Annotated in this window: 25 protein-coding genes; 3 read left to right on the top strand and 22 right to left on the bottom strand. The window is 66.7% G+C overall.

Going from position 1 to position 20,277, the window contains the following annotated elements:
- Positions 1-139 precede the first annotated feature (139 nt).
- The 19 genes from ACZ1JC_RS10550 to ACZ1JC_RS10460 all read right to left on the bottom strand — a co-directional run bounded on the left by ACZ1JC_RS10550 (position 140) and on the right by ACZ1JC_RS10460 (position 15,712).
- The gene (locus tag ACZ1JC_RS10550; protein WP_465136902.1) at positions 140-1,183 is read right to left on the bottom strand and encodes an OmpA family protein; all 1,044 of its coding nucleotides are present in this window, start codon (positions 1,181-1,183) and stop codon (positions 140-142) included.
- Positions 1,184-1,374: 191 nt separating this feature from the next.
- Positions 1,375-1,833 carry a DUF2793 domain-containing protein gene (locus ACZ1JC_RS10545; protein WP_465136903.1) on the bottom strand — a complete coding sequence of 153 codons (459 nt, stop codon included), beginning with the start codon at positions 1,831-1,833 and terminating at the stop codon, positions 1,375-1,377.
- 34 nt (positions 1,834-1,867) lie between these two features.
- Positions 1,868-4,063, bottom strand: a complete 2,196-nt coding sequence (locus ACZ1JC_RS10540) for a GTA baseplate fiber-binding domain-containing protein (protein WP_465136904.1) — start codon at positions 4,061-4,063, stop codon at positions 1,868-1,870.
- A gap of 9 nt (positions 4,064-4,072) precedes the next feature.
- Positions 4,073-4,465, bottom strand: coding sequence for a hypothetical protein (locus tag ACZ1JC_RS10535; RefSeq protein WP_465136905.1), 393 nt, complete (start codon positions 4,463-4,465; stop codon positions 4,073-4,075).
- A gap of 14 nt (positions 4,466-4,479) precedes the next feature.
- Positions 4,480-5,298: a DUF2163 domain-containing protein gene (locus ACZ1JC_RS10530; protein ID WP_465136906.1), complete on the bottom strand. Its 819-nt coding sequence runs from the start codon at positions 5,296-5,298 to the stop codon at positions 4,480-4,482.
- Complete coding sequence (locus tag ACZ1JC_RS10525; RefSeq protein ID WP_465136907.1) at positions 5,295-7,640, bottom strand: phage distal tail protein, Rcc01695 family; 2,346 nt, start codon at positions 7,638-7,640, stop codon at positions 5,295-5,297. Before ACZ1JC_RS10525 ends, ACZ1JC_RS10530 begins: the two co-directional genes overlap by 4 nt.
- Before the next feature lie 13 nt (positions 7,641-7,653).
- Entirely contained in the window at positions 7,654-8,229 is a 576-nt protein-coding gene (locus ACZ1JC_RS10520) for a tail tape measure protein (RefSeq protein ID WP_465136908.1), read from the bottom strand.
- Positions 8,219-8,425 carry a phage tail assembly chaperone gene (locus ACZ1JC_RS10515; protein WP_465136909.1) on the bottom strand — a complete coding sequence of 69 codons (207 nt, stop codon included), beginning with the start codon at positions 8,423-8,425 and terminating at the stop codon, positions 8,219-8,221. The genes ACZ1JC_RS10520 and ACZ1JC_RS10515 overlap by 11 nt, the downstream gene beginning before the upstream one ends.
- Positions 8,422-8,736: a gene transfer agent family protein gene (locus ACZ1JC_RS10510; protein WP_465136910.1), complete on the bottom strand. Its 315-nt coding sequence runs from the start codon at positions 8,734-8,736 to the stop codon at positions 8,422-8,424. The genes ACZ1JC_RS10515 and ACZ1JC_RS10510 overlap by 4 nt, the downstream gene beginning before the upstream one ends.
- Positions 8,733-9,140 (bottom strand): phage major tail protein, TP901-1 family, encoded by a 408-nt coding sequence (locus ACZ1JC_RS10505; RefSeq protein ID WP_465136911.1) that lies wholly within the window; start codon positions 9,138-9,140, stop codon positions 8,733-8,735. Before ACZ1JC_RS10505 ends, ACZ1JC_RS10510 begins: the two co-directional genes overlap by 4 nt.
- A 128-nt stretch (positions 9,141-9,268) precedes the next feature.
- On the bottom strand, positions 9,269-9,658 hold the full coding sequence (locus tag ACZ1JC_RS10500; protein ID WP_465136912.1) for a DUF3168 domain-containing protein: 390 nt from the start codon (positions 9,656-9,658) through the stop codon (positions 9,269-9,271).
- A 3-nt stretch (positions 9,659-9,661) separates the two neighbouring features.
- Positions 9,662-9,844 (bottom strand): hypothetical protein, encoded by a 183-nt coding sequence (locus ACZ1JC_RS10495; protein WP_465136913.1) that lies wholly within the window; start codon positions 9,842-9,844, stop codon positions 9,662-9,664.
- Positions 9,841-10,389 (bottom strand): head-tail connector protein, encoded by a 549-nt coding sequence (locus ACZ1JC_RS10490; protein ID WP_465136914.1) that lies wholly within the window; start codon positions 10,387-10,389, stop codon positions 9,841-9,843. The genes ACZ1JC_RS10495 and ACZ1JC_RS10490 overlap by 4 nt, the downstream gene beginning before the upstream one ends.
- Positions 10,390-10,517: 128 nt before the next feature.
- Positions 10,518-11,657: a phage major capsid protein gene (locus ACZ1JC_RS10485; RefSeq protein ID WP_465136915.1), complete on the bottom strand. Its 1,140-nt coding sequence runs from the start codon at positions 11,655-11,657 to the stop codon at positions 10,518-10,520.
- A 64-nt stretch (positions 11,658-11,721) separates the two neighbouring features.
- Complete coding sequence (locus ACZ1JC_RS10480; protein WP_465136916.1) at positions 11,722-12,153, bottom strand: HK97 family phage prohead protease; 432 nt, start codon at positions 12,151-12,153, stop codon at positions 11,722-11,724.
- Positions 12,150-12,458: a DUF6127 family protein gene (locus ACZ1JC_RS10475; RefSeq protein ID WP_465136917.1), complete on the bottom strand. Its 309-nt coding sequence runs from the start codon at positions 12,456-12,458 to the stop codon at positions 12,150-12,152. The genes ACZ1JC_RS10480 and ACZ1JC_RS10475 overlap by 4 nt, the downstream gene beginning before the upstream one ends.
- Positions 12,455-13,627, bottom strand: a complete 1,173-nt coding sequence (locus tag ACZ1JC_RS10470) for a phage portal protein (RefSeq protein ID WP_465136918.1) — start codon at positions 13,625-13,627, stop codon at positions 12,455-12,457. The genes ACZ1JC_RS10475 and ACZ1JC_RS10470 overlap by 4 nt, the downstream gene beginning before the upstream one ends.
- A 245-nt stretch (positions 13,628-13,872) precedes the next feature.
- Entirely contained in the window at positions 13,873-15,201 is a 1,329-nt protein-coding gene (locus tag ACZ1JC_RS10465) for a DNA-packaging protein (RefSeq protein ID WP_465136919.1), read from the bottom strand.
- Complete coding sequence (locus ACZ1JC_RS10460) at positions 15,194-15,712, bottom strand: hypothetical protein (protein WP_465136920.1); 519 nt, start codon at positions 15,710-15,712, stop codon at positions 15,194-15,196. The genes ACZ1JC_RS10465 and ACZ1JC_RS10460 overlap by 8 nt, the downstream gene beginning before the upstream one ends.
- A gap of 287 nt (positions 15,713-15,999) precedes the next feature.
- Between ACZ1JC_RS10460 and ACZ1JC_RS10455 the strand changes: the two genes are divergently transcribed.
- The 3 genes from ACZ1JC_RS10455 (at position 16,000) to ACZ1JC_RS10445 (ending at position 17,916) form a co-directional block, all read left to right on the top strand.
- Positions 16,000-16,638 carry a YqaA family protein gene (locus tag ACZ1JC_RS10455; RefSeq protein WP_465136921.1) on the top strand — a complete coding sequence of 213 codons (639 nt, stop codon included), beginning with the start codon at positions 16,000-16,002 and terminating at the stop codon, positions 16,636-16,638.
- Positions 16,639-16,708: 70 nt separating this feature from the next.
- Entirely contained in the window at positions 16,709-17,254 is a 546-nt protein-coding gene (locus ACZ1JC_RS10450; protein WP_465136922.1) for a nuclear transport factor 2 family protein, read from the top strand.
- Between the two features lie 113 nt (positions 17,255-17,367).
- Complete coding sequence (locus ACZ1JC_RS10445) at positions 17,368-17,916, top strand: NADPH-dependent FMN reductase (RefSeq protein ID WP_465136923.1); 549 nt, start codon at positions 17,368-17,370, stop codon at positions 17,914-17,916.
- A 7-nt stretch (positions 17,917-17,923) separates the two neighbouring features.
- Here ACZ1JC_RS10445 and ACZ1JC_RS10440 read toward each other — a convergent pair whose 3' ends face one another.
- From ACZ1JC_RS10440 to ACZ1JC_RS10430, 3 genes are read right to left on the bottom strand one after another with little or no spacing between them, the layout of a single operon-like run.
- Positions 17,924-18,703, bottom strand: a complete 780-nt coding sequence (locus ACZ1JC_RS10440; protein WP_465136924.1) for a GDSL-type esterase/lipase family protein — start codon at positions 18,701-18,703, stop codon at positions 17,924-17,926.
- A 34-nt stretch (positions 18,704-18,737) separates the two neighbouring features.
- Complete coding sequence (spt, locus tag ACZ1JC_RS10435) at positions 18,738-19,976, bottom strand: serine palmitoyltransferase (RefSeq protein WP_465136925.1); 1,239 nt, start codon at positions 19,974-19,976, stop codon at positions 18,738-18,740.
- An 11-nt stretch (positions 19,977-19,987) separates the two neighbouring features.
- Positions 19,988-20,227 (bottom strand): acyl carrier protein, encoded by a 240-nt coding sequence (locus ACZ1JC_RS10430; RefSeq protein ID WP_142636232.1) that lies wholly within the window; start codon positions 20,225-20,227, stop codon positions 19,988-19,990.
- Between the last annotated feature and the right edge of the window lie 50 nt (positions 20,228-20,277).

Below are 20,277 nucleotides of genomic sequence, written 5' to 3'. Positions count from 1 at the left end.
CCTCTGATCGCGGCAAAAGAAAGCGCCCCGCTCTTCACGAGCGGGGCGCTTTCTTTTTGTCTGCGGCTGGCAGGCGCCAAGCAAAAGAAAAGGGGGCCGGATTGCTCCGACCCCCCAATCTTTACCGTTGCCGGTTCGCTTACATGCCCGAGCCCGGACCGTAAGTGATTTCGACGCGACGGTTCTGCAGTTCGCGCACGCCGTCTGCGGTCGGAACGCGCGGTTGCGTTTCGCCGAAGGCCTGGCTGGTGATCGCGCCATCGGGGATACCGTGGCTGGTCAGGTAAGCGCGGACCGAGTCGTTACGACGTGCCGAGAGACCCATGTTGTACTTGGGGCTGCCCGAGCGGTCGGTGTGACCGGCAAGCATGATCGGAACGCTGTTGCAGTTGCCGTAAGCCGTGATCGCGCTGTCGAGAATGGTCGCGGCTTCCGGAGTAACGTCAGCCTTGTCCCAATCGAAGAACACGATGTACGGGCCCTTGTTGCACACCACCGGCGGCGGCGGCGGCGGGGGCGGCGGGGGAGGCGGCGGCGGCGGCGGCGGCGGCGGCGGCGGCGGAGCAGCCGGTTCGCCGAAGTTGTAAGCCAGCGTCGCCATCAGCGAGTGCGAGCGCCAACGGGTCTTCAGATCGTCACCAGCGGTGGTCACGACCTTGACGTTGTCGACGTTCATGAAGCGGTACTTCAGACCGAGATCGACGTTCCGGCTGAGCGGAGCGCGGATACCGGCGAGAGCCTGCCAGGCGAAACCGGTGTCCGAATCGTCGACATTGTCGAGATCGACACGGCCGACGCCGGCACCACCGCCGACAAAGCCCTGAAGGCCATCGTCAGCGCCGAAGTCGAGCAGGCCGTTGACCATGAACGACAGGTTGCTGGCGTTGCCGGTACCCTTGAGCGGGCCAGCAGCGTCAGTGTACGTGCCGATCTTGGCCTGGCGATAGCTGGCTTCGGTTTCCAGACGGAACCCACCGAAGTCATAGCCGATTACGCCACCGCCATCGAAGCCGGTCTTGAAGTCATAATCGCCGGCATGGCTGACGCCATTGATCTTGGCGCTTGCGTCTTCGACGATCATGCCGCCGAAGTCGAGTTCCAGATACCAAGCGTCGTCGCGCGCGAACGCGGGCGTGGCGATAGCTGTCGAAGCCAGCGCCAGTCCGATGACGAGTTTCCTCATACGTTTCCCCTACTAAGAGATTTGGAGCCACCGAGTGCCGTAAGTGTCTACCCCCACAACAAACTGCGTGCAAGCGCACAATGACGACATGTGTTGCAAGAATGTCGCGTTTTCGGGGCCTTGGCACCGTCTTGTGACTCCGTTCTTCGAAATCGACGGCATCTTGTTCACCCCTGTTGCATTGGCGCCGGTCACGCCGAAGGCAGGATACCCACGGCCCGCAGGGACGCCATCAAGTTGGTGATGGCAGCCCGAGCTTCCCCATCAACGGTCGAACCGCCAACCGGTTCCGCGAACACGGAAGCTTTTCTCCAGGAACCGAAAAATAACCTGTCCCCTGCCGCCGAGCGATCGAACACGCGCAAACCATCGCGTGGCGGGATAAAGATCCAATTGCCGCTTGTACGGCAAGCGATCATGCCGTCGAGGCCGAGCCAGTCTCCCGACGCGCCGCCGGCAACGATCCAGGCCCGGCCGTCCTCCGAATTTTCAGGAGGTGTGGCACTTACGCCCTCGACCGTGCAGTGCAGAAGCATGTCCGCGCGGACCAGCGCTTCATTGACGAACGCCTCTTTATGCGCCTGCCCTGCATAAAGAAGGGGAAGGGCGAAGCGGGGTGTGATGCTGTCGAATACGATGGGATCGGTCATGGCGTTGCCTTGCACCTGGAGGGTTGGAGAAACGTCAGTTCAACGTGAGCAGGGCGAGCGGGTCCGAGATGGCGTACGTGCCCTGCTGGGCCACGCGCAGCCACTCGCCCGGCGCTTGCGTGGCCAATTGCGCACGCAGGGCAGCGGACAATTCGATCCACGGTTCGGCGGTGGTCCACATCGCGATCGGCGCTCCGGCGGGGCCGAACGTCACGAGGTAGCTTTCCGCCTCTTCGACCAGTGGAACATCCACGCCGTCCTGCCACGGCACCCGTCCACGGGCGCGGCGGGTCCATTCGATGCGCCAGGCGTCACCGGTGATCACAGTCAGGCGCGGATGGACCGGAGGCAGCGGGCGCAAGGTAAGTCCGGCCAATCTGATCGAAGCCCGCACCCCATCGGGATCGCCGCGCCCGATGGCGACGACGCTGCGCGCGGCGCCGGCTCCAAGCACAGCGGGATCGATGGCGATGGCCCGCCCATCTATCAATACGAATTCCTCGCCTGCGATGTGACCAGCCATTCCGGCTTCCGAACCGCCGCAGCCGCGCAGGAAGCCTTCGAGGATCCACGAACCGTCGCCCAGCGAAGTCGCTCTTGCGAATTGCAGCAGCTCCTCGCCCAAAAGCGCGAGATTGGCGCCTTCGGCCAGTTGGCGCGGGGAAGCGGAGGCAAGCTGCATCGACGGATCGACCAACCTGACGGTTACGCGCGAGGTCCGGTCGAACATGAGAGCCTTGCCCGATCCGAGAGCCGTGACCGCCGTACCCATCACGCTGCGGGTTCGGCCGCTGGGACCGATCGGCTGCAATTGTCCGTCCCCGCGATCGGCATAGAGGGCGGCCCCGCCCCAGTTGGATTGGATGGAGGAGGCGGCCGCGTAAGGCCGCGCCTTGCCAGAAGCACTGCCGGTGGCGGGGTCGAAGGGAAGTTCGAATGCGGCAAGAAGCGTTGTCGCCATCGGCAGATCGACCTGCGGATGGGCTTGCCCCGGATCGCTCGGCAGCGCTGGAATGAAGTCCGAGCTGGACGGCGGAACGCGCTCTGCCGAAATTTCCACGCCGGTATCGCGCCATTCCCATTCGCGCACGCGCCATGTGCCGGAGATGTCGGGGAACCGGACATGCGTGCCGGGCGCAACGGAGGCGTCCAGTTCGGCTGTGCGCCAGGATAGAGTGTCGCGGCTCCAGTCGAGGCGCCTTGCGGTGCGATCCATCAAGGCGCGGGCATCGGCAGCGGCCAGCGCGGCGGGTAACTCGATCATGCGCGGCTGGCCCGGGGCCGGCCGGCCGGTGGCGTACTGGATCCCGGGCAAGTAGTCGCGCGCAGGTTCATAGTGCCGCAGCGCAGCCAAGGGTTGAATGTCGGCAGGTGCGCGATGGCGAGCGAAGCCGGTTGCCACGCCGAATTCGTCGTCGTCGACCGCCGCAGTGGCCTCTCCAAGAGTCACGGGCGATGCCTGCAGGCGGACTCGCCCGATCACGAGCAGGTCGCCGGCGCAATCGACATCGAGCGGAAGCACCGGATCGAGCATCTGGACGGTGTCCGCCAGCGGCCCGTCGTTCGAGAGGCCGACGAAACCGTCCAGCGGAACCGCTACATCAATATCCTCGATCACCTCTCCCACCACGGCGGCCAGATCGAAGGTATCGTCGGCAATGACTTCGAATGTCAGCGAAGGGATGCGGTTGTAGAAGTCCGAAAGGTCCAGGTTTTCGAACACGACGTAGGCAAAATCGCGGTAGCCGGGGCAGCGATCGCCATCCGCCGCCAACAGCAAGGGGTCGGCCTCCTGGTCGCTCTGACCGGTATGGATGCGCAGGATTCCTGAGGTCTTCAAGTCCCCCGCCGCCCCGCGCAGCAGCTTGCCGTCCGCCCAGATGCGGCCCAGATCGCGGATCGGCCGGCTGGACAGAGCCACTGCGAAACTGGCGGTGTAGCTATAGTTGGTGACGGTTGCGGAGCCCTTGCCGCCGCCCAGCACTTCGCTGTGTTCGACAAGGTCGGCCGCCCAGATCATCTGGCCGGCCACACGCATCCGTCCGAAATGGCGGGGGATTGGCTGCCCGTAGCTGGAGGTCGTGACATCCAGTTCCTTGAGGCGAGCACCCTGACGGTTGGGCGTGCCGAAGATCGCGGTGTCGAACTGGCTGCCGACCAGCGATCCCACGGCCCCGCCGACCGGCCCGCCCACCATATTTCCGATCGCGCTGAAAACGAGAGTAGCCATGTCGATTCCTCAAGAATGGAGACGCCAGTGCCCAAGGATCGGCCACTCGGCGGGAAGCGGAGTGCGGGCGACGCGGCGAAGGCCGGCGTGGGCGTGGACGACCGTTCCGGCATCGACGGCGATGGCGAGGTGGTACTGGCACGGCCCGGGCCGCAGGAGCAGGATGTCGCCGGCTTCCGGCGGGCCGGAAACGGGGTCGAGCCCCAGCGATGCTGCAAGGCGCGCGGCGGCATCGAGGTCACCCCCACGCATCCGATAGCCGTTCGGCAATCGCGCCGTCTCCCCCAGCGCCGCGGCCAGAACGCCAACGCAGTCCAGGCCGAGGCGGGGATCGCGTCCGTGGAGCGCGAACGGCACGCCGACCAGGGCGCTGGCCGCCCGGGCCAGTTCGGTTCCGGTCATGATGCCAGTCATGATCAGGGCGTGGGATAGCTGGTGAGCAGGTCGTTGCCTGGCAGGTACGGTTCGCCGCGAAAGTTCAGGGCATTGCCGAAGCGCGACGCACATGTGTCCAGCGTATGATCGCATCCCTCGCGCAGCCGCGCGCGGGAACCCGCGGGAATATCAACGGCGATCGGCATATCGACCAGCGCCTCGCCCTCGGCGGTTACCGCAGCGATGGCCATTTCGAATCCCGCCATCGGGCCGTCGATCCAGCGTAGCGTGCCGCCGGTGTGGCGGTCTGCTGCGAGCGGATCGTCGAAGCGGACGGTGTTGGCATCGGCGTCGATGGTTGCCGCCCGCACTTCACGCGTGAAAGCCTGCGGGTTCAGGTTGCAGCCCGGCCCGCAGAACCCGGCGCGGCAGCTTGGGCTGGTGCGCGGAATGGGATCGCGTTGCAGTTCCGCCTTGCGCGACGTGAGATCGGCGGAGAAGCCATTGTCCTGCGTGCTCACGGTGCCGAGCGTACCGGCATAGAGCAGCTGCGATTCGCCGCTCTCCCAATCGACCAGCCCGATGCGGACGCCGGCGCCGTCAAACCGGCCGGAGGCGAGATCTTCGGCGGAGACCGCGTCATGGGTAATCGCCCCCTGAACTTCGGCACTGTCCGCCTCCAGCCCGGCGGACTTGCGGATCGACGATGGCACCATGCCGGGCGATGCCTGATGGAGCACCCCTTCGAACCACAGGTCCGCATCATGCGTGGTGAAGCCCAGCGTCACGCCGTCGCGCCGCAGCAGGCGGCAGAAGCTGGCGACGGTTTCGAGGTCGGTAGAGAACCAGGTTCGGGTCATGATGCCTCCCGGATTTCGACGACGGGGACGCTGGGCGCCTCCCCGGCGGCAAAGGCGGCGCCGGCGATCTCAAGGCTGTCCGCCGCGAAGCGCACCGGAACGTCGAATTCGAAGCCGGCCCGCACGATGGCGCCGGCGCCGGGTGCGGTCGCGAAGCGGATCACCCCCAATTCGCCCAGCGTCCAGTTGCCGACCTGGATCTTGCCGTCGACGGAGACGAGCAAGCTGGCGAAATCGGGGCGCGTAATGCGCCGGACCTGTTCCGCCGTGCCGCTGTCATAGCGTTTCACCAGATCGAAGTCGGAGCGGATGCCGTCTCCGGTTCCCAGGTCCTGGTCCATCGCGGTGGGGGTGCCCACCATTCCGTTCGAGCTGAAGTCGCTGGGATCGCGCAGGCGGAAACCGCGCGCCGGGCCGCGCCGGGCGCGGAAGAACGCGATCAGCGTGCCCAGTTCCGCATCGGAGCGAACGCCGGGCCCGACATCGAAGCGCAGGCGCGCGTTCGACCAAAGGCTGTTGCGGCGTTCGAAGCCTGATGCGGTGACCGAGATCGTCGTCGAGAACTCCGGAATCACGGTGGTGTCGCGGCCCAGCGCGATCGGATAGGGCAAATCGTCGAAGGCCTGCATGGCATCGGTTCCCGAACTGTCTGATGGAGGAAGCGGCAGGCGCACGAAGCCGTCGCGCGCGATCTGGGGAAGCGCCCAGACCACGATTTCATGTGGCGCGCGGGCCAGAGCCTCATCGATCCCGGCATCGATCTGCCGCCACCGGTCGGCGCTGCCGGCATCGGTGACGAAGCCGGCCAGATAATCCTGCTCCCCGGGCGGGTAGCCCAGCCGCTGGTCGATCACCCGATAGGCATTGCGCCGCGCGGCGTCGGCCCCGGCGGTGAGCCAGTCGTAGTCCTCCACCTGCAGCCGGTCGAAGGCGGGAGCCGCCCAGCCGAGCGGCAGGTTGGCGCGGCGCAGTTCCGGCATCGTGGGGTCGAGCAAAGTCGGCGTGAAGACCAGCGCCAGCGCCTCAACCGGGTTTCCCCCGGCGGCGGCGCGCACGGCGGCGATCAGGCTGGCGGTCGATTGCGCCAGCAGCGCCCCCGCGGCATCGAGCAGGGCCCTCTGGCCGGCATCCAGCGCTGCGCGCATGTCGGCAATGGCAGGGGGCGAGCCGCCGAAGGCCGCGCGGGCGGCGGCATCGTAAAGACAGATGCGGCCATCGGGGAAAGTCCACCACCACGGTTCACCCACCTGAAAGCGCACCGGCGCGGCGGCCGCGATCATCAGGCCGGTCAGCGCGGCGCCTACCGATTTCAGCCATGCCATCGCCGCCGCTTGGGCTGGCGAAAGCAGGGTGGAAGGCGGATACCAGCCGGTCAGCGCGGGATTGCCGTTCAGATCGCGCTGCTTCCAGTCCGCCGGCACATGCTGGTCCAGCGCCTCATAGGATAGTGAGGCGATCGGGCTGAACCCATGATCCATGCATGCGGCGAAGAAGGCGCGATGCCAGGCACGGCACGGCGTATTCAGCGGATCGCCCGCCGTCCGTACCAGATAGCCGTCCGCCCCATGCGCGAGCCGGAAATAATGGCTCATGCCGACATAGTGGACCACCGATCCTCGATAGCCGAGCTGGATCACGTTGCGGATCAGCCGCGCGGGTGTCTGCACGCCCTGATCGTCGAAGCCGGTCGCGATGGCGAGCCCGTGCGGCGGCACGATCACATCGCCGATCTCCAGCATCGCGCGCCCGCCATCGGCGCGGATTTCGCTGATTTCGATCCATCCTTCCGCCTCCGCCGCCAGCGGATCGGCACTGCCGTCGTAGCCGGGCGGGGCGAAAGAGATGAACATCCGGTCGATCGCCTTGGGCCATACCGGATCGGCCTGCGAAGGCAGCATGAAGCCGCCATCCAGGGCGGAGAATTTCAAGGTGATCCGCGCATCGTCGCCCGCGCCCTGCGCATAGTTCCAGAGGCGCACATACCAGGTGCGCGCATTCCCGGCCTGATCGCGGCCCTCCACCGTCAGCGTGGGGCCGTAGACGTCGCTCAGCGGCAGCACGCCGGAAGAGCGCCAGCGAAAGCTGAGCGAAGTGTGCGAATAGTCGCGGTCGGTCCGGTAGGCGAGCAGCGGGTGATCGTGCCGGTCTTCGCTCTCCCAGATCAGCCCGCCGAGATCGCCCTTGCGCAGGAACGAGGCATCGACGCGCAGCGAATCCGGGCCGGTGGAAATCACCGTCGCCATCATCGGGCGCGGAAAGTTGACGGTCCAGAAGCGCGGGTCGAAGCGCTGGATCCAGTCGCTCGCCTGCCCCTCGCGCTTGGTCGCGAGCCAGAATCCCATGGGTATACTCCGATCAACGGGTTGAGAGGGCGCGGCGCACGGCGCTGGCGACCTGACGCGAAGAGCGCTGGAGCGATTGCGGTGCGCTGCTTCCGCGCGGGCCGGTGAGATTGATGGCCACCCGCACGTCGCGGCCGCCGGCTCCGGCATTGCCCGGCTCGATCCGGCCGGCCGACGTGGGCACGAACATCTCCGGCCCCCGCTCACCCACCATATAGCCGCGCCCGGGCGAGACATTGCCGCCGGTGGCGCGGCCGGGCAGACCAAGGAGGCTGGAGAACAGGCTGGAAAGGCCCATTGTCGCCATGGTGGCAGTGGTTCCGCCGCTGCCCGACGAGGCGAACAGGCCTTGCACCGATTGCGCGGCAATTTCGGAGAGGGCGCTGGTCGCCGCGCGCTTGAGGTCGTCGAAGCCCAAATTGCCGCGCCGGATGGCGCCGGTCAGGCTCTTTTCCAGCGCTTGCCCGGCCTGCGTGAAGCCGCCGACGAGATCGCCGTCGATGCTCGACCGCATCGTCGCGATATCGCGTGCGAAGCCATCGGTGCTGGCCCGCACGTCCACCAGCAGGCTGTCGATTTCATCGCTCATGATCGTGCTCCATCAGCTTTTCGAGCGTTTGCCGGTCGATCCCGACGGAAGCGCCGCCGCCCGGCAGGCCCAGCAGACCCAGCGCGGCAGCGAGTTCGGCGGGGGTGGCACTCCAGAATTCCTGCGGACGCCATCCCAGCACGCGCGCGGCAACCGGGCAGAGCGCCAAGGCGGCGCTCGCGAAATCGTCCGTCACGCAGAGCCCTTGAGGATCTGGCCGAGCAGCACGCGCAGCGGTGCGGCGCAGGCGGCAAGGCCTTGCGCCACCACCGCCTCGCCCACGGCCTCACGCGTCAGCTCTTGGCGGCAAGCGAGGCAGTGCCAGAACAGCGCGGCCAGCTCGGCAAGGCGAAGTTGCCCCGCGCCGGCCCGCTCGACGAGCGCAAAAAGCGGGCCGAGTTCTTCCTCGGCGGCGACCAGCGCGGTGAAGCTGGGGCGCAGCACATGCGCGGTACCGCCGATTTCCAGCAGCGCCTCGCCCCGTAACGGATTAGGCCGCGCTGTCATGCCGAAGCGACCTTGCCGGAGCTTTCGAGCTGAAGCGTGTAGTTGCGCTCGCCATTGAAATCGCCGGCATAGTCCAACCGCTGGACGAGGAACTTGCCGCGCAGCCTGTCGCCATCCTCGAAGCTCAGTTCGTAGTCGTCGAGCGTGCCGGCCATGGCATTGGTGCGGATCTTCGCTTCGGCCGCACTGCCGAGGAAAATCCCGGCGGCACTGACCGAGACGGACCGCGCACCGCCGCCGGACAGCAGTTCGCGCCAGCCACCGCTGTCCTTGCTGGTGACGACGACGGTGTCTCCGCTGATCGACATCTGCGTGGTGCGCAGGCCGGCGACGGTCTGATAAGTTGCGGGAGTGGCGCCGTCGCTGATCTTGAGCAGGAAGGCGCTGCCGTTCTGGGCGGGCATGATGTGGCTCCTTTAGTGGGTGCTGGATCGAGGGGGCTTCGACAAGCTCAGCCTGAGCGGGACGCGGGCAGGACCCAATCCCGCCCATCCTGAGCTTGTCGAAGGATCTTCCGGAGCTTGCCGCAGACCTATTCGGCCATGAGGCGGAAGCGGTATTCGAGCAGGATCGCGCGGCGGCTCTCCCCGCGCTGCTCGGCACGGGCGCGCAGAAACTGGGCGGTGACGATCCGAAAGCCGGTCTGATCGCGCGGCAGGGTTTCCACTCTGCCCTCGATCGCGGTGACAAGGTCGGCCGCCGCGTCGGGAGCGTCGCCCCGGCAGTGAAGTTCCAGCGCCACGCGCACTTCGCGGCCCGCTGCGGTCTTGCAACTCCAGTCGGTGCTGGCGCTGGCGGCGATTGCGAGCCAGGGCAGGCTCGTGCGCGACGGGGCTTCCTCCACCACGGCGTTGAGTTCGGCGCCGAGCACGGGATCGGCGGCCAGCCAGCCGACCAGTGCCGCGCGAAGGGCGATTTCCATGGGCTATCCTTTCGCGAAAAGCGGCCAGACCAGTTCGGCCCGGCGCCAGCGGTTTTCATCCGCACGCGCGGCGAGGGCCTGCGTTTCGACATGGGCAGTGGCGAGTGCGGCGGCCCGCGTGGTGAGGCGCCGGGCCAGCGCGTCGAAAGCCTTGTCCGCGTCTGCCGAGACCGTCGGCTTGCTCATGCCAGCCGCATCCGTCGCCACGGGCGCCACAGCGCACAGACCGAGGCGGGCGGTAGCGGCGATGCGCCGTCGCTCTCCCGCGCGCGGTGCTGGTGTGCGGCAAGGCGGATCATGCCGTGGCGTAAGGCATCGGGCAGGCCGTCCCAATCGGTGGAGAGGCCGGCGGTGAAGCGCACTGCGACGCGCGTTGCCCCCGCTGGCGGCTGTATGCGCACGCGTCCGGAGCCGTCGATGCCGAGGTCGACCTCGTACGCGTTGGCAGGCAGCAAAAAGCGTGTGCCGTCCGGAGCGATGCCGTAAAGCGCGGTGATCGCCTGTACCGGGCGGGTGGAGAGCGTGGTCCAGCCGGGATTGGCGGAGACTATTTCCTCGCACTCGGCAGCGAAAGGCATCTGGCCGGTGAAAGCCTCGAAGATGTCGAGCGCGCTGGCGAGCAGGGCCGAGAGCGGCGCATCGTCGCGCGCGGTGGATATACCGAGCCACTGCTTGAGCTCGGCAAGCGCCGAGGACGGCAGCGCGGCCGGCGTAAGGATGACCCGGTTCATGGGCTTCTCCGATCAGAATGGAAATGAAGGCAGGGGGCGGCCGGTGAGGGGCGACACGGAACCGCCCCCTGCGCGAAAGCGGGGCATCGGGGAGAGGAAGGCGGCTCCCCGATGCGCATCCGCCTTCGTCAGGTCGAGATCTTGAGCAGCTTGATCGCGTCCGAATCGAGCACCTGCCCGCCGATCCGCTTCGTCGCGTAGAAATTGACGAAGGGCTTGTTGGTATAGGGATCGCGCAGGATCGAAGTGGTGCTGCGTTCGGCGATCAGATAGCCGGCGCGGAAGTTGCCGAAGGCGATCGGGAAGGCATTGGCGGCGACATCGGGCATGTCCTCCGCCTCGACCACCGGATAGCCCAGCAGGCGGTTCGGCTGGCCGTCCATCAGACCCGGCTGCCAGAGGAACGAACCGTCCGCCGCCTTCAGCTTGCGAACGACCGCCAGCGTCTTCGAATTCATCACCCAGCTCGCGCCCTGACGATGGCCGCCCTTCAGCGCGTGGACCAGGTCGATCAGCTTGAGTTCGGGCGCGGTGTCGAAACCGCTGGCATTGCCGGAGACAAGGAACTGCAGAGTGCCGAAAGCGCGGGCGCTGTCGGCGGTGGCGGCGGTAGGTGCGGCCAGGAAGCCTTTGGGCTGGTTGGTGCCGGTGCCGTTGATGAAGGCGGCGCCTTCGGCACGGGCGAATTCCGAGGCGATCTCGTCGGCCAGCCACGACTGGATATCGAACATGGCATCGTCGAGCATGGCCTGGCTGGCGGAGGGGTTGGCGTAAAGCTCGCCGGTGGGCGGCACGATCTCGGCAAGGCTGGGGGTGGCGGTTTCGGGGCGGGTGGCGGTTTCGCTGACCCAGCCCGATGCGGTGCCGCCCACATTGACCAGCTTGCGATACCCCGCGGTGCCGGTCTGGACGACTTGCGCGATGGAGCGGATCGGGCTGATGGTCTTGAGGCGGCTGGAAATCAGCGCGTCGATCTCACGCGGGACCGCATAGCCGCCGTCCGAGGCGACCATGCCGGACATCGACTTCAGTTCGGTCTCGCGGCCCATGCGCAAGTAGCCGTCGACGAAGCCCTTCACTTCGACGCTGGCAGCCGGCGCTGCGCCTTCGATCAGCGGGCGGGCGGCGGCGCGGCTGACGCGGTCGAGGCGGGATTTCACCTCGTCCACATCGCCGCGCAGTGCATTGACCGCGGCATCGGTGGCGTCCTGACGGGCGACAAGGTCGAACGAGGCGTCGAGGGCTTCGACCGGGGGAGTGGATTCCATGGGGCATTCACCTTTCGCTTGGGAGCCGCCGGTTGGGCGGCGGAAATCGTGGAGTGGGGAAGGTTCAGGTAACGAGATGCACCCGCGCGCCGTGCTGCATCGGGTGGGTGACAAGGCTGACTTCGAAAAGTTCGACGTCGAGCAACTCGCGCCCCTCCACGCCGGTGCGGCTGGAGATCGCGCGGTAGCCGAACGACAGGCCGGTCACGCTGCCGCGCTTGAGGGCGAGGCCGGCGGCGCCGTCCGGATTGTCGATCCACGCAACGACGCGCAGGCCGCGCGCGTCCTCGGCGGCGGTCTCGACCCAGCCGACGCGCAAGTCCGGCTGGTGCTGCCAATAGAGCGGCAGCGGGTCGCGCCGCTGCGCCAGCGTGCGGGCGAAGGCGCCGGGGCGGATGGTGTCTCGCCCGGAATCGCGCCGGTCGAACAGCGCGGCGTAACCGGCGAAGCGAAGTGGGGCCTGGCCCCGCTCATCCTGAGCTTGTCGGAGGATCAACGGAGCAGGTCCGTGGTGCCGCAGCGCACGGCAAGGCCCAGCAGCAGCGCGGCGAGCAGCGCGCGAACGAACCAGCCGATGGCGGCGGCGCGGGCGCTGGCCTTGGCGTCGCGCCAGGCCTGCAACAGTTCGCGCAGTTCGGAGAGGTCATTGGGCGCCGTGGCGTCGTCGAGCCCGATGCGCGTCAGCATCCGGCGCGCGCCGACTTCGCTCGCTTCCTCGACGATGGCGCGCAGCGTCACCAGTTCGCTGCCTTCGGAGGCTGCCTGCGCCAGCAGACCGGCAAGCATGTCCTGTTGGTTCATGATTTGTTCTCCAATTCCTTTGCGGAAGGCTTGCGTTCGGGCAGGCCGAGCAGTGCGCGCTTCTCGTCGGCGTCGAGGAAATCGGCGGCGTTGACTTGCGCCCAGAGCCGCTCGCGATCTTCCGAAAGCGCGGGTACGCGGTCGAGATCGATGGCGAGGCAGGCCTCGGGGAACCATGGGGCCAGCCCTTCGCAAAGCGCCGCGAAAATCTTCGACGCCAGCGGCAGCAGCGTCAGCCGCCAGAGCGCGCGGTTGGCCTCTCGGTAGTTGGCGTAAGTGGCGTCGCCCGGCAGGCCGAGCAGCATCGGCGGCACCCCGAAGGCCAGCGCCACGTCACGCGCGGCGGCGGCCTTGAGCGTCGCGAAGTCCATGTCCGCCGGGGTCAGCGCGATGGCCTGCCACTTGAGCCCGCCTTCCAGCAGCATCGGCCGCCCGGCATTGTGCGATCCGGCATAGGCGTGGGTCAGTTCGGTCCGCAGGCGGTCGAACTGCTCGGCGGTCAGAGTATTCCCGCCCTCCGCCTCATAGACCAGCGCGCCGGAGGGGCGGGCGGCGTTTTCCAGAAGCTGGCGGTTCCACTGCGCGGCGGCATTGTGCGTGGCGATCGCCTCGTCGGCAGCGGCAAGGCAGCCGGCGCCATAGTGATCGTCCGCCGGGTGGAAGTGGCGGATGTGGATCACGTTGGGCGAGGCGTCCTCGTCCAGCAGCGGGATCGCGAGCCGGCGCCCGGCCACATCATAGGCATAGGCGGAAGGCCAGCCGTCCTCGCCTGCGACGATGGTCACACGCTCGGGCCGCAGCGCGAAGAGTTCGACCGGCCGGCCCCGCGCGTCCTTCATCACCTGCACATAGGCATTGCCGTGGAGCAGCAGGTGGCAGGCCAACGTCTCCAGCAGCGACTGCCCGCCGCTGGTCTCGCCGATAAGCGCGGCCAATTTCGGATCGGCAGCTTTGAGAGGCGCGCCCGCAATCCCTTCGGCCACCAGGCGCACCGCGCGCTGGGCCACGGGGTTTTCGAGATAGGCCCGGCGCACGGCCGTGGCGTACTCGAAGGGGGCACGCCCGCCGCCGCTGTCGGCGAAGAACCATGGCGAAGCCGGCCCTCGCGCCAGAGGCACGCGGGCACTCTCGCCCTTGAAGGCGGCGACGAGCGTATCGATGAAGGACACGTGGGGTTCCTTTCAATGAGGGATCTGAAGGGGCGCACGCGGAGACCCGGAGAGCGAAGTGGGAATCGCGCAAAGGCGCAAAGGCGCAAAGATCTCGTGTTTGCGGCGAAGCCGCCTTTATCTTTCGGGCGCGCGCTTGCGGTGGCATTCGTAAGTAGTGGATGCCTGCGACACAGCATCTTTGCGCCTTTGTGCCTTTGCGCGATTCCTGCTTTTCCTAATTTCTTCTCCGCGTGAACCGCGTTTCACGGCAAGCGAACACGCGGATCCGAAGCCTTGCCGAGCATGAGTTCGGTCAAGGCCCAGACCAGCGCATCGGCCCGGTCGGGCGAGCGCCCCGGTCCCTGATAGGAACCGCCGGCGATCAGCCCGCACATCTCGTCCTCCAGCGCCGGAAACAGTCCGGCATGGCGCACGCGGCCGGCTTCGTAGAGTGCGGCGACGGGTTCGGCGCGCGCGACTTTGCCCCGGCTGGCGTGGACCAGCCGCAGCGGCAGCGAAATTTCCGCCGCGCGCAGGACCGAGGCAACCATGGCACCGCCCTGATTGGCCTCGGCTACGACGCGGTCGGCGGACCACGCCTCGGCCGCTTGCGCGACGGCGCGGGCCCAGCGTTCGGGGCCGGCCTTTTCGACCGAGGCGTCCGCCAGCACATGCGCGGTCCCTTCCGGCGAGAGGGCGACCACCACGATCCCGCAGGCATCGCCGCCTGCCGAAGCGGGCGGATCGACGCCGACGACCACGCGGCTGCATTCCGGCGCGGACGGTTCGCGGCATCGTTCCAGCAAGGCGCGCGTCCACAGCGCGCCCTCGATATCGGCGATCAGTTCGCCGTCGATCTCCTGCCGGCCGAGCAGGCTGCGGCCGAAATTCCGGCGCATTGCCGACAGGAACCGTGCGGGCAGATTGGCGGCATTGTCGAAAGTGCTGCCCCGCGTGACGACGACTTCGCCGGAGGTGGCATCGGCCATCAGCCGCATGACCAGCGGCACGCTGCGCGGCGTGGTGGTGGCGACTACGCGCGGATCGCTGCCGAGCCGCAGGCCCATCAGCAGATTGTCCCAACTCGACGCGGCACGGCCGGCGGCATTGTCCCACTTGGCGATCTCGTCGCACCAGGCGTGGCTGTGCTGCGGGCCGCGCAGCGATTCCGGTTCGGCCGCCGAATAGAGCGTGGCCTGCGCGCCACCCGGCCATGTCAGCCGCCGCAGCGAGGGTTCGAACACCGGCCGCCGCCACGGCGCGCCGACCGAGAGCAAGCCGCTCTCGCCCTCGACCATGACCGCGCGCGCCTCGCCCAGATTGGCGGCGACAAGCGCGATGCGCGCGCCGGGATTCTCCTCCGCCACCAGCCGCGCCCATTCGGCCCCGCAACGCGTCTTGCCGAAACCGCGCCCGGCCATGACCAGCCAGACCCGCCAGTCCCCCGCAGGGGCAAGCTGCGAGGGACGTGCGCGGATCGCCCAGTCCCAGCGCCATTCGCGGCGCTCGGTACGGCCTAGCTTGGCCATGAATGCCTCGATCTCCCCGCTTTCGGCTTCGGGCAGCCATTCCAGCGGATCGGCCTCAGCCATTGCTGGCGCTTTCCTCGCCCGCGCTTTCTTCGGCCGCGCGGCGGGCGAGCACTTGTTCGCGTAGCTGCGCGATCTTCGCCTGAATCGAGGCACGCACCGCGCCGATATCCTCGTCCTCGCGCATCGCCCTCTCGCGTGCCACGGTCTCCCGGTGAAGGCCCAGCAGGCGCAGGGCATTGGCATTGTCGAACTTCATCTCGCCGTCCTTGCTTTCGCCGAAGCGCAGGCGGTGGAGCAGTTCCATTTCGAGGTTTTCGTATCCCTCCAGCAGCGCGCCGCGCCATTCGCGGGCGAATTCGGGTTCGTTGTGACGCACTTTGTAGGGGCGGCTGATATGAACGCCGGCCGCCGCGGCAGCGGCGCTGACGTTGGAGGTTTCCGCCAGTGCGGCCAGAAAGACGCCGCGCCAGTGACGGTTCAGCTTATCTTCGAGGACAGCGGATTCAGGATCGATCTTCGTCCGGCGCTTGCCAGAGGCGGCACCGGCCGAAGCGCGCTTCGGCTCGACCATGTGGAAAGTCCTGTTCTGGAGGGCCGCGAAAGAGCCGCCGGGGCGACTCGGTATTTCGCGATGTTCCTGATATGTACCCAATCGGCGTGACGCTGTCAATAAGAAATAACCAAATAGGTTACAGGCTTGCCGCGAGCCGGCCTCGCCCCTAAGCACGCGGCCGGGATTCAAAGCGGTTTCCGATCCGACTGCGTCGGAAAAACCGCTCCAGGTTTTTGTTTTTCGCGTTTTCCGAGTCATCAGGTGAAATTCACCTGATTAGAAAACGCTTTATCGCGGAGAATGGGATGCTGCGCCGCCTTTACGACTGGACCATGGCCAAGGCGTCGCACCGCCACGCGGGATGGTGGCTGGCGCTGTTCGCCTTCATGGAAGCCAGTTTCTTCCCGGTGCCGCCGCATCCGCTGCTGGGCCTGATGTGCCTGGCCGAACCGAAGAAGGCGATTCGCTACGCCGTGATCGCCACGCTCGCTTCGGTAACGGGCGGCTTGCTCGGCTACGCCATCGGCCACTTCGCCTATGCCGCTTTCGGCGAAGCGCTGCTGCGCGCGCTGCATCTGGCGGACAGCTTCCCGAAGGCCGCCTGCTATCTGCGCGAATACGGCGCAGAGATCATCATCGTGAAGGGGGCGACGCCGATCCCCTTCAAGCTGCTGACGATCACCGCCGGTTTCATCGGCATGAACATCTTCGTGTTCCTGGGCGCCTCGATCATTTCGCGCTCGATCAGTTTCCTGATCGTGGGCGTGCTGTTCCGCCTGTTCGGCGCACCGATCAAGGCAGTGATCGACAAGCATCTGGGCAAGGTGACGGTGGCCTTCGTCGTGGCGGTGCTGGCCGGGTTCCTGGCGGTTTCGTTCCTCAGCGGCGGGGGCAAGCAGACCAACCAGAAGTGCGACATGATCGCCGCCACGAACAAGGCGTGACCCCGCTTATCGGGTCGCTGCCACTCGGCTAACCTCGCGCGAAACAAGGCTTGCGCGAGGGAGAGACGCCGTGACCGATCCTGCATCCGTGGATTCCCGGTTGGCCGAACTGGTCGACCGGCATGACATCCATCAGGTCATGCTGCGCTATGCACGGGGGCTGGACCGGCTGGACAATGCGCTCGCCCGATCCTGCTATTGGGACGATGCGATCGAGGATCACGGCCACTTCGTCGGCACGCCGGGCGATTTCATCCCCTGGGCCGACGGCACCACGCTGCGCTTCGAAGCGACGCAGCATGCGATCCTCAACCATGTCTGCGACCTGCAGGGGGAAGAGGCGTTTTGCGAAACTTATTACCATTTCTCCGGCGTCGCGGCTGAAGGCCCGCATTTCATGTCGACCGGGCGCTATGTCGATCACTTCCAGAAGCGCGGCGGCGAATGGCGGATCGCCAACCGGGTTACCATCGTGGAGGGCGTCTACGACGTTCCGCGCGCCGCTCTCGCCCCCGATCCGGCCAGCGCCTACACGGCGGATCAGCCTTGCCAGGCCAGCCGCGATCGCAGCGATGTCAGCTATCATCGCCCGCCCTTGCCGCGCCGGTCTAGCTGATTTCAGGGCTGATTTCGGGACCGGCCGCCAAACCTCTGCGATCATGGGGACTTTAAAGTGTCTCCTTTTGCTCTGATACTCCGCGCGATAGCCATCAGCCGTAAGGAGTCGTCATGTCGAAGATCGCCGTTGTCGTCGGAAGCCTGCGGGCCGAATCCTTCAATCGCCAGTTTGCCGAGGCGCTGATCCGTCTGCCGGCGGGATCGGGCCACGAATTTACCTTCGCCGATATCGGCTCGCTACCGCTCTATGATCAGGATGACGACGGCGATCAGGCGGAATCGGTCAAGGCGCTGAAGGCGCTGATCAAGGGCTCGGACGGGGTGATCTTCGTGACGCCGGAATACAACCGATCGATCCCCGGCGTGCTGAAGAACGCCATCGACAATGCCTCGCGCCCCTATGGCCAAAGCGCCTGGGCCGGCAAGCCGGCGGGCGTGATCGGCGTCTCGATCGGCGCGATCGGCACCGCGCTGTCGCAGCAGCACTTGCGCAATGTGCTGGCCTATCTCGACATGCCGACGCTCGGCGCGCCGGAGGCGTTTATCCAGTGGAAGGACGGTCTGATCAACGCCGATGGCACTATCGGCGAGCAATCGGCGGGCTTTGTCGGTAGCTGGCTGGAAGCGTTCCTCCAACTGGTCGACCGTCACGCAGACTGAGCTGGTTCTACTGCGTCGCGGCCTGCCTGCGGCGCAGTTCCGCTTCCGAAAGCGCGGTGCGGAATATCGGCTGCATGGCCGCATAGCCCGCCGCGTTGGGGTGGACGCCGTCGACGAACATGTCCTCCCGGATCGACCCGTCAGGGCGGGCCAGCGCGGCGTGGTAGTCGGCCAGGATCAGCCCCTGCTGCCGGGCGATCTGTCGCAGGCGGCCGTTGACGCGGTCGATGGCGGGGGTGGGGTCGGTTTCGAACAGGCCGCCGAAGCCTTTTGAGGGCGGCAGCGTGCCGAGGATCAGCACGGCACCGTGCAGCCGCGCCTGTTCGGCCATGGTGCGGACATTGCCGTCGATCTGGTCGAGCGTGACCGGGCCGGTCAACCCGAACGCGTCGTTGCTGCCGAGCATCAGGTGGATGACGCGCGGGCTGAGGTCCAGCGCGTCCTGCCGGAAGCGGAGCAGGATCTGGCTGCTGGTCTGGCCGCCGATGCCGCGATTGACCACTTGGGTGCCGAGCGTGGGCCAGCCCATCGTGATCGAATCGCCGATCATCACCACTTCGGGATGCAGCCCCTCGCGGCGCAGCGCGGCGTTGCTGGTGCGGTAGAAGCACAGGCCGCCCCAGTCGTCGAAGTCGCTGCCGGTCACCGAGCGGCCGGCGGGGGTGCAGGGGGTGTCGGTCAGCCCGACAAGGCGCGCGCGGCGCTGGTTCTGCCAGAGGCTGTGGCCGACGAGGACCAGCCCGGCAAGGAAAAGCCCGAGCACGAGGATGCGAAGCCGCACCACCATGCCCGGGCCTTTGCCTGGATCGCTCAAGAGCAGGTTAGCCGAGGATGCCGGCCGTCTTGCCCGCGCGCGTGAACATGCCGATGATCTGCTGGACCTGCTCGGCCGAGTGCTCGGCGCAGAGCGAGCAGCGCAGCAGCGTCATGTTGGCAGGGGTTGCCGGCGGACGCGCAAGGTTCACGTAGAGCCCTTCGTGCAGCAGCGCTTCCCACATCATCGCGCCGCGTTCGAGATCGGGCATGATCACCGCGATGATCGCGCTCTGCGGCTCCTCGGTGCCGAGCTGGAAGCCGGCATCGGTCAGCCCCTTGTGCAGAACCTTGGAGTTTTCCCAAAGGTGCGCGCGCTTGTCGGCAGCGTGCATCAGCTTGCGCACCGAAGTCGCGGCGGTGGCGACGACGCTGGGCGGCAGGCTGGCGGTGAAGACGTAAGGGCGGCAGACCAGGCGCATGATCTCGAACTTCGGGTGGTTCGAAACGCAGAAGCCGCCGACGGTGCCGACCGATTTGGAGAACGTGCCGATCACGAAGTCCACATCGTCAAGGCAGCCCTGATCCTCGGCCACGCCGCGCCCGTTGGGGCCGATGAAGCCCATCGAGTGCGCTTCGTCCACCAGCACCATGGCGCCGTACTTCTTGGCGACGGCGATCATCTCCTTGAGCGGGGCGATATCGCCCAGCATCGAGTAGACGCCTTCCAGCACGACCAGCTTGCCCGCGCCTTCAGGGATGCGGCGCAGGCGCTTTTCCATCGCCTCGATATCGTTGTGCTTGAACGGCACGACTTCGGCGTCACCCATCTTGCAGCCGTCCCAGATCGAGGCGTGGCTGTCGATGTCGAGGACGATGTAATCACCCTTGCCGGCGATGGTCGAAATGATGCCGAGGTTGGCTTGGTAGCCGGTCGAGAACACCATGGCGTGCTTCATGTCGTAGAAGTCGCAAAGCGCTTCCTCGACAGCCTTGTGCCCGGCGTAGGTCCCGTTGAGGACTCGGCTGCCGGTGGTGCCCGAACCGAAGTCGTCCAGCGCCTGCTTGCCGGCTGCGATCACGTCCGGATCGAAGGTCATGCCCATGTAGTTGTAGGTGCCGAGCAGGATCGTCTCGCGCCCGTTGCACAGGGCGACGGTGGGCGAGATCACCTTTTCCATGACGAGGCCGAACGGATCGGTGACGCCGGTGGAAAGCAGGCCCTGGCGCATCTCGATCAGGGGATCGAACTTGCTGAACAGGTCGGTTGCACCTTGCGTCTCGTTGTCGCTGAGCATGTCGGTCATGACGGAGTCCTTCAGCCCTGCAGCTTGACCACGGCGTCGACGAGCTGGCCGTAGTTCTCGATCTCGGCCTGCTGGTTCATCGAGATGATGATGTCGAAACCGTCTTCGATTTCGGCCACGAAGTCCATGACGGTCAGGCTGTCGAACTCCAGATCGTCGGTGAAGCGGGTCGCGTCGGTAATCTCGATGCCCTTCTTGTTGAAGGGTTCGATCAGCGCGGCGATGCGGGCCGAGGTCTCTGCGCGGTCCATGGTCATTTCAACTCCGGTAATTTCGGGCGGCGCTCTGGCCGATAATTGCG

This window comes from Sphingomonas sp. BL-S-28, from assembly GCF_055521515.1.
The sequence above is the reverse complement of the archived record's forward strand: the minus strand, read 5'-3'. Positions and strand labels throughout refer to the sequence as shown.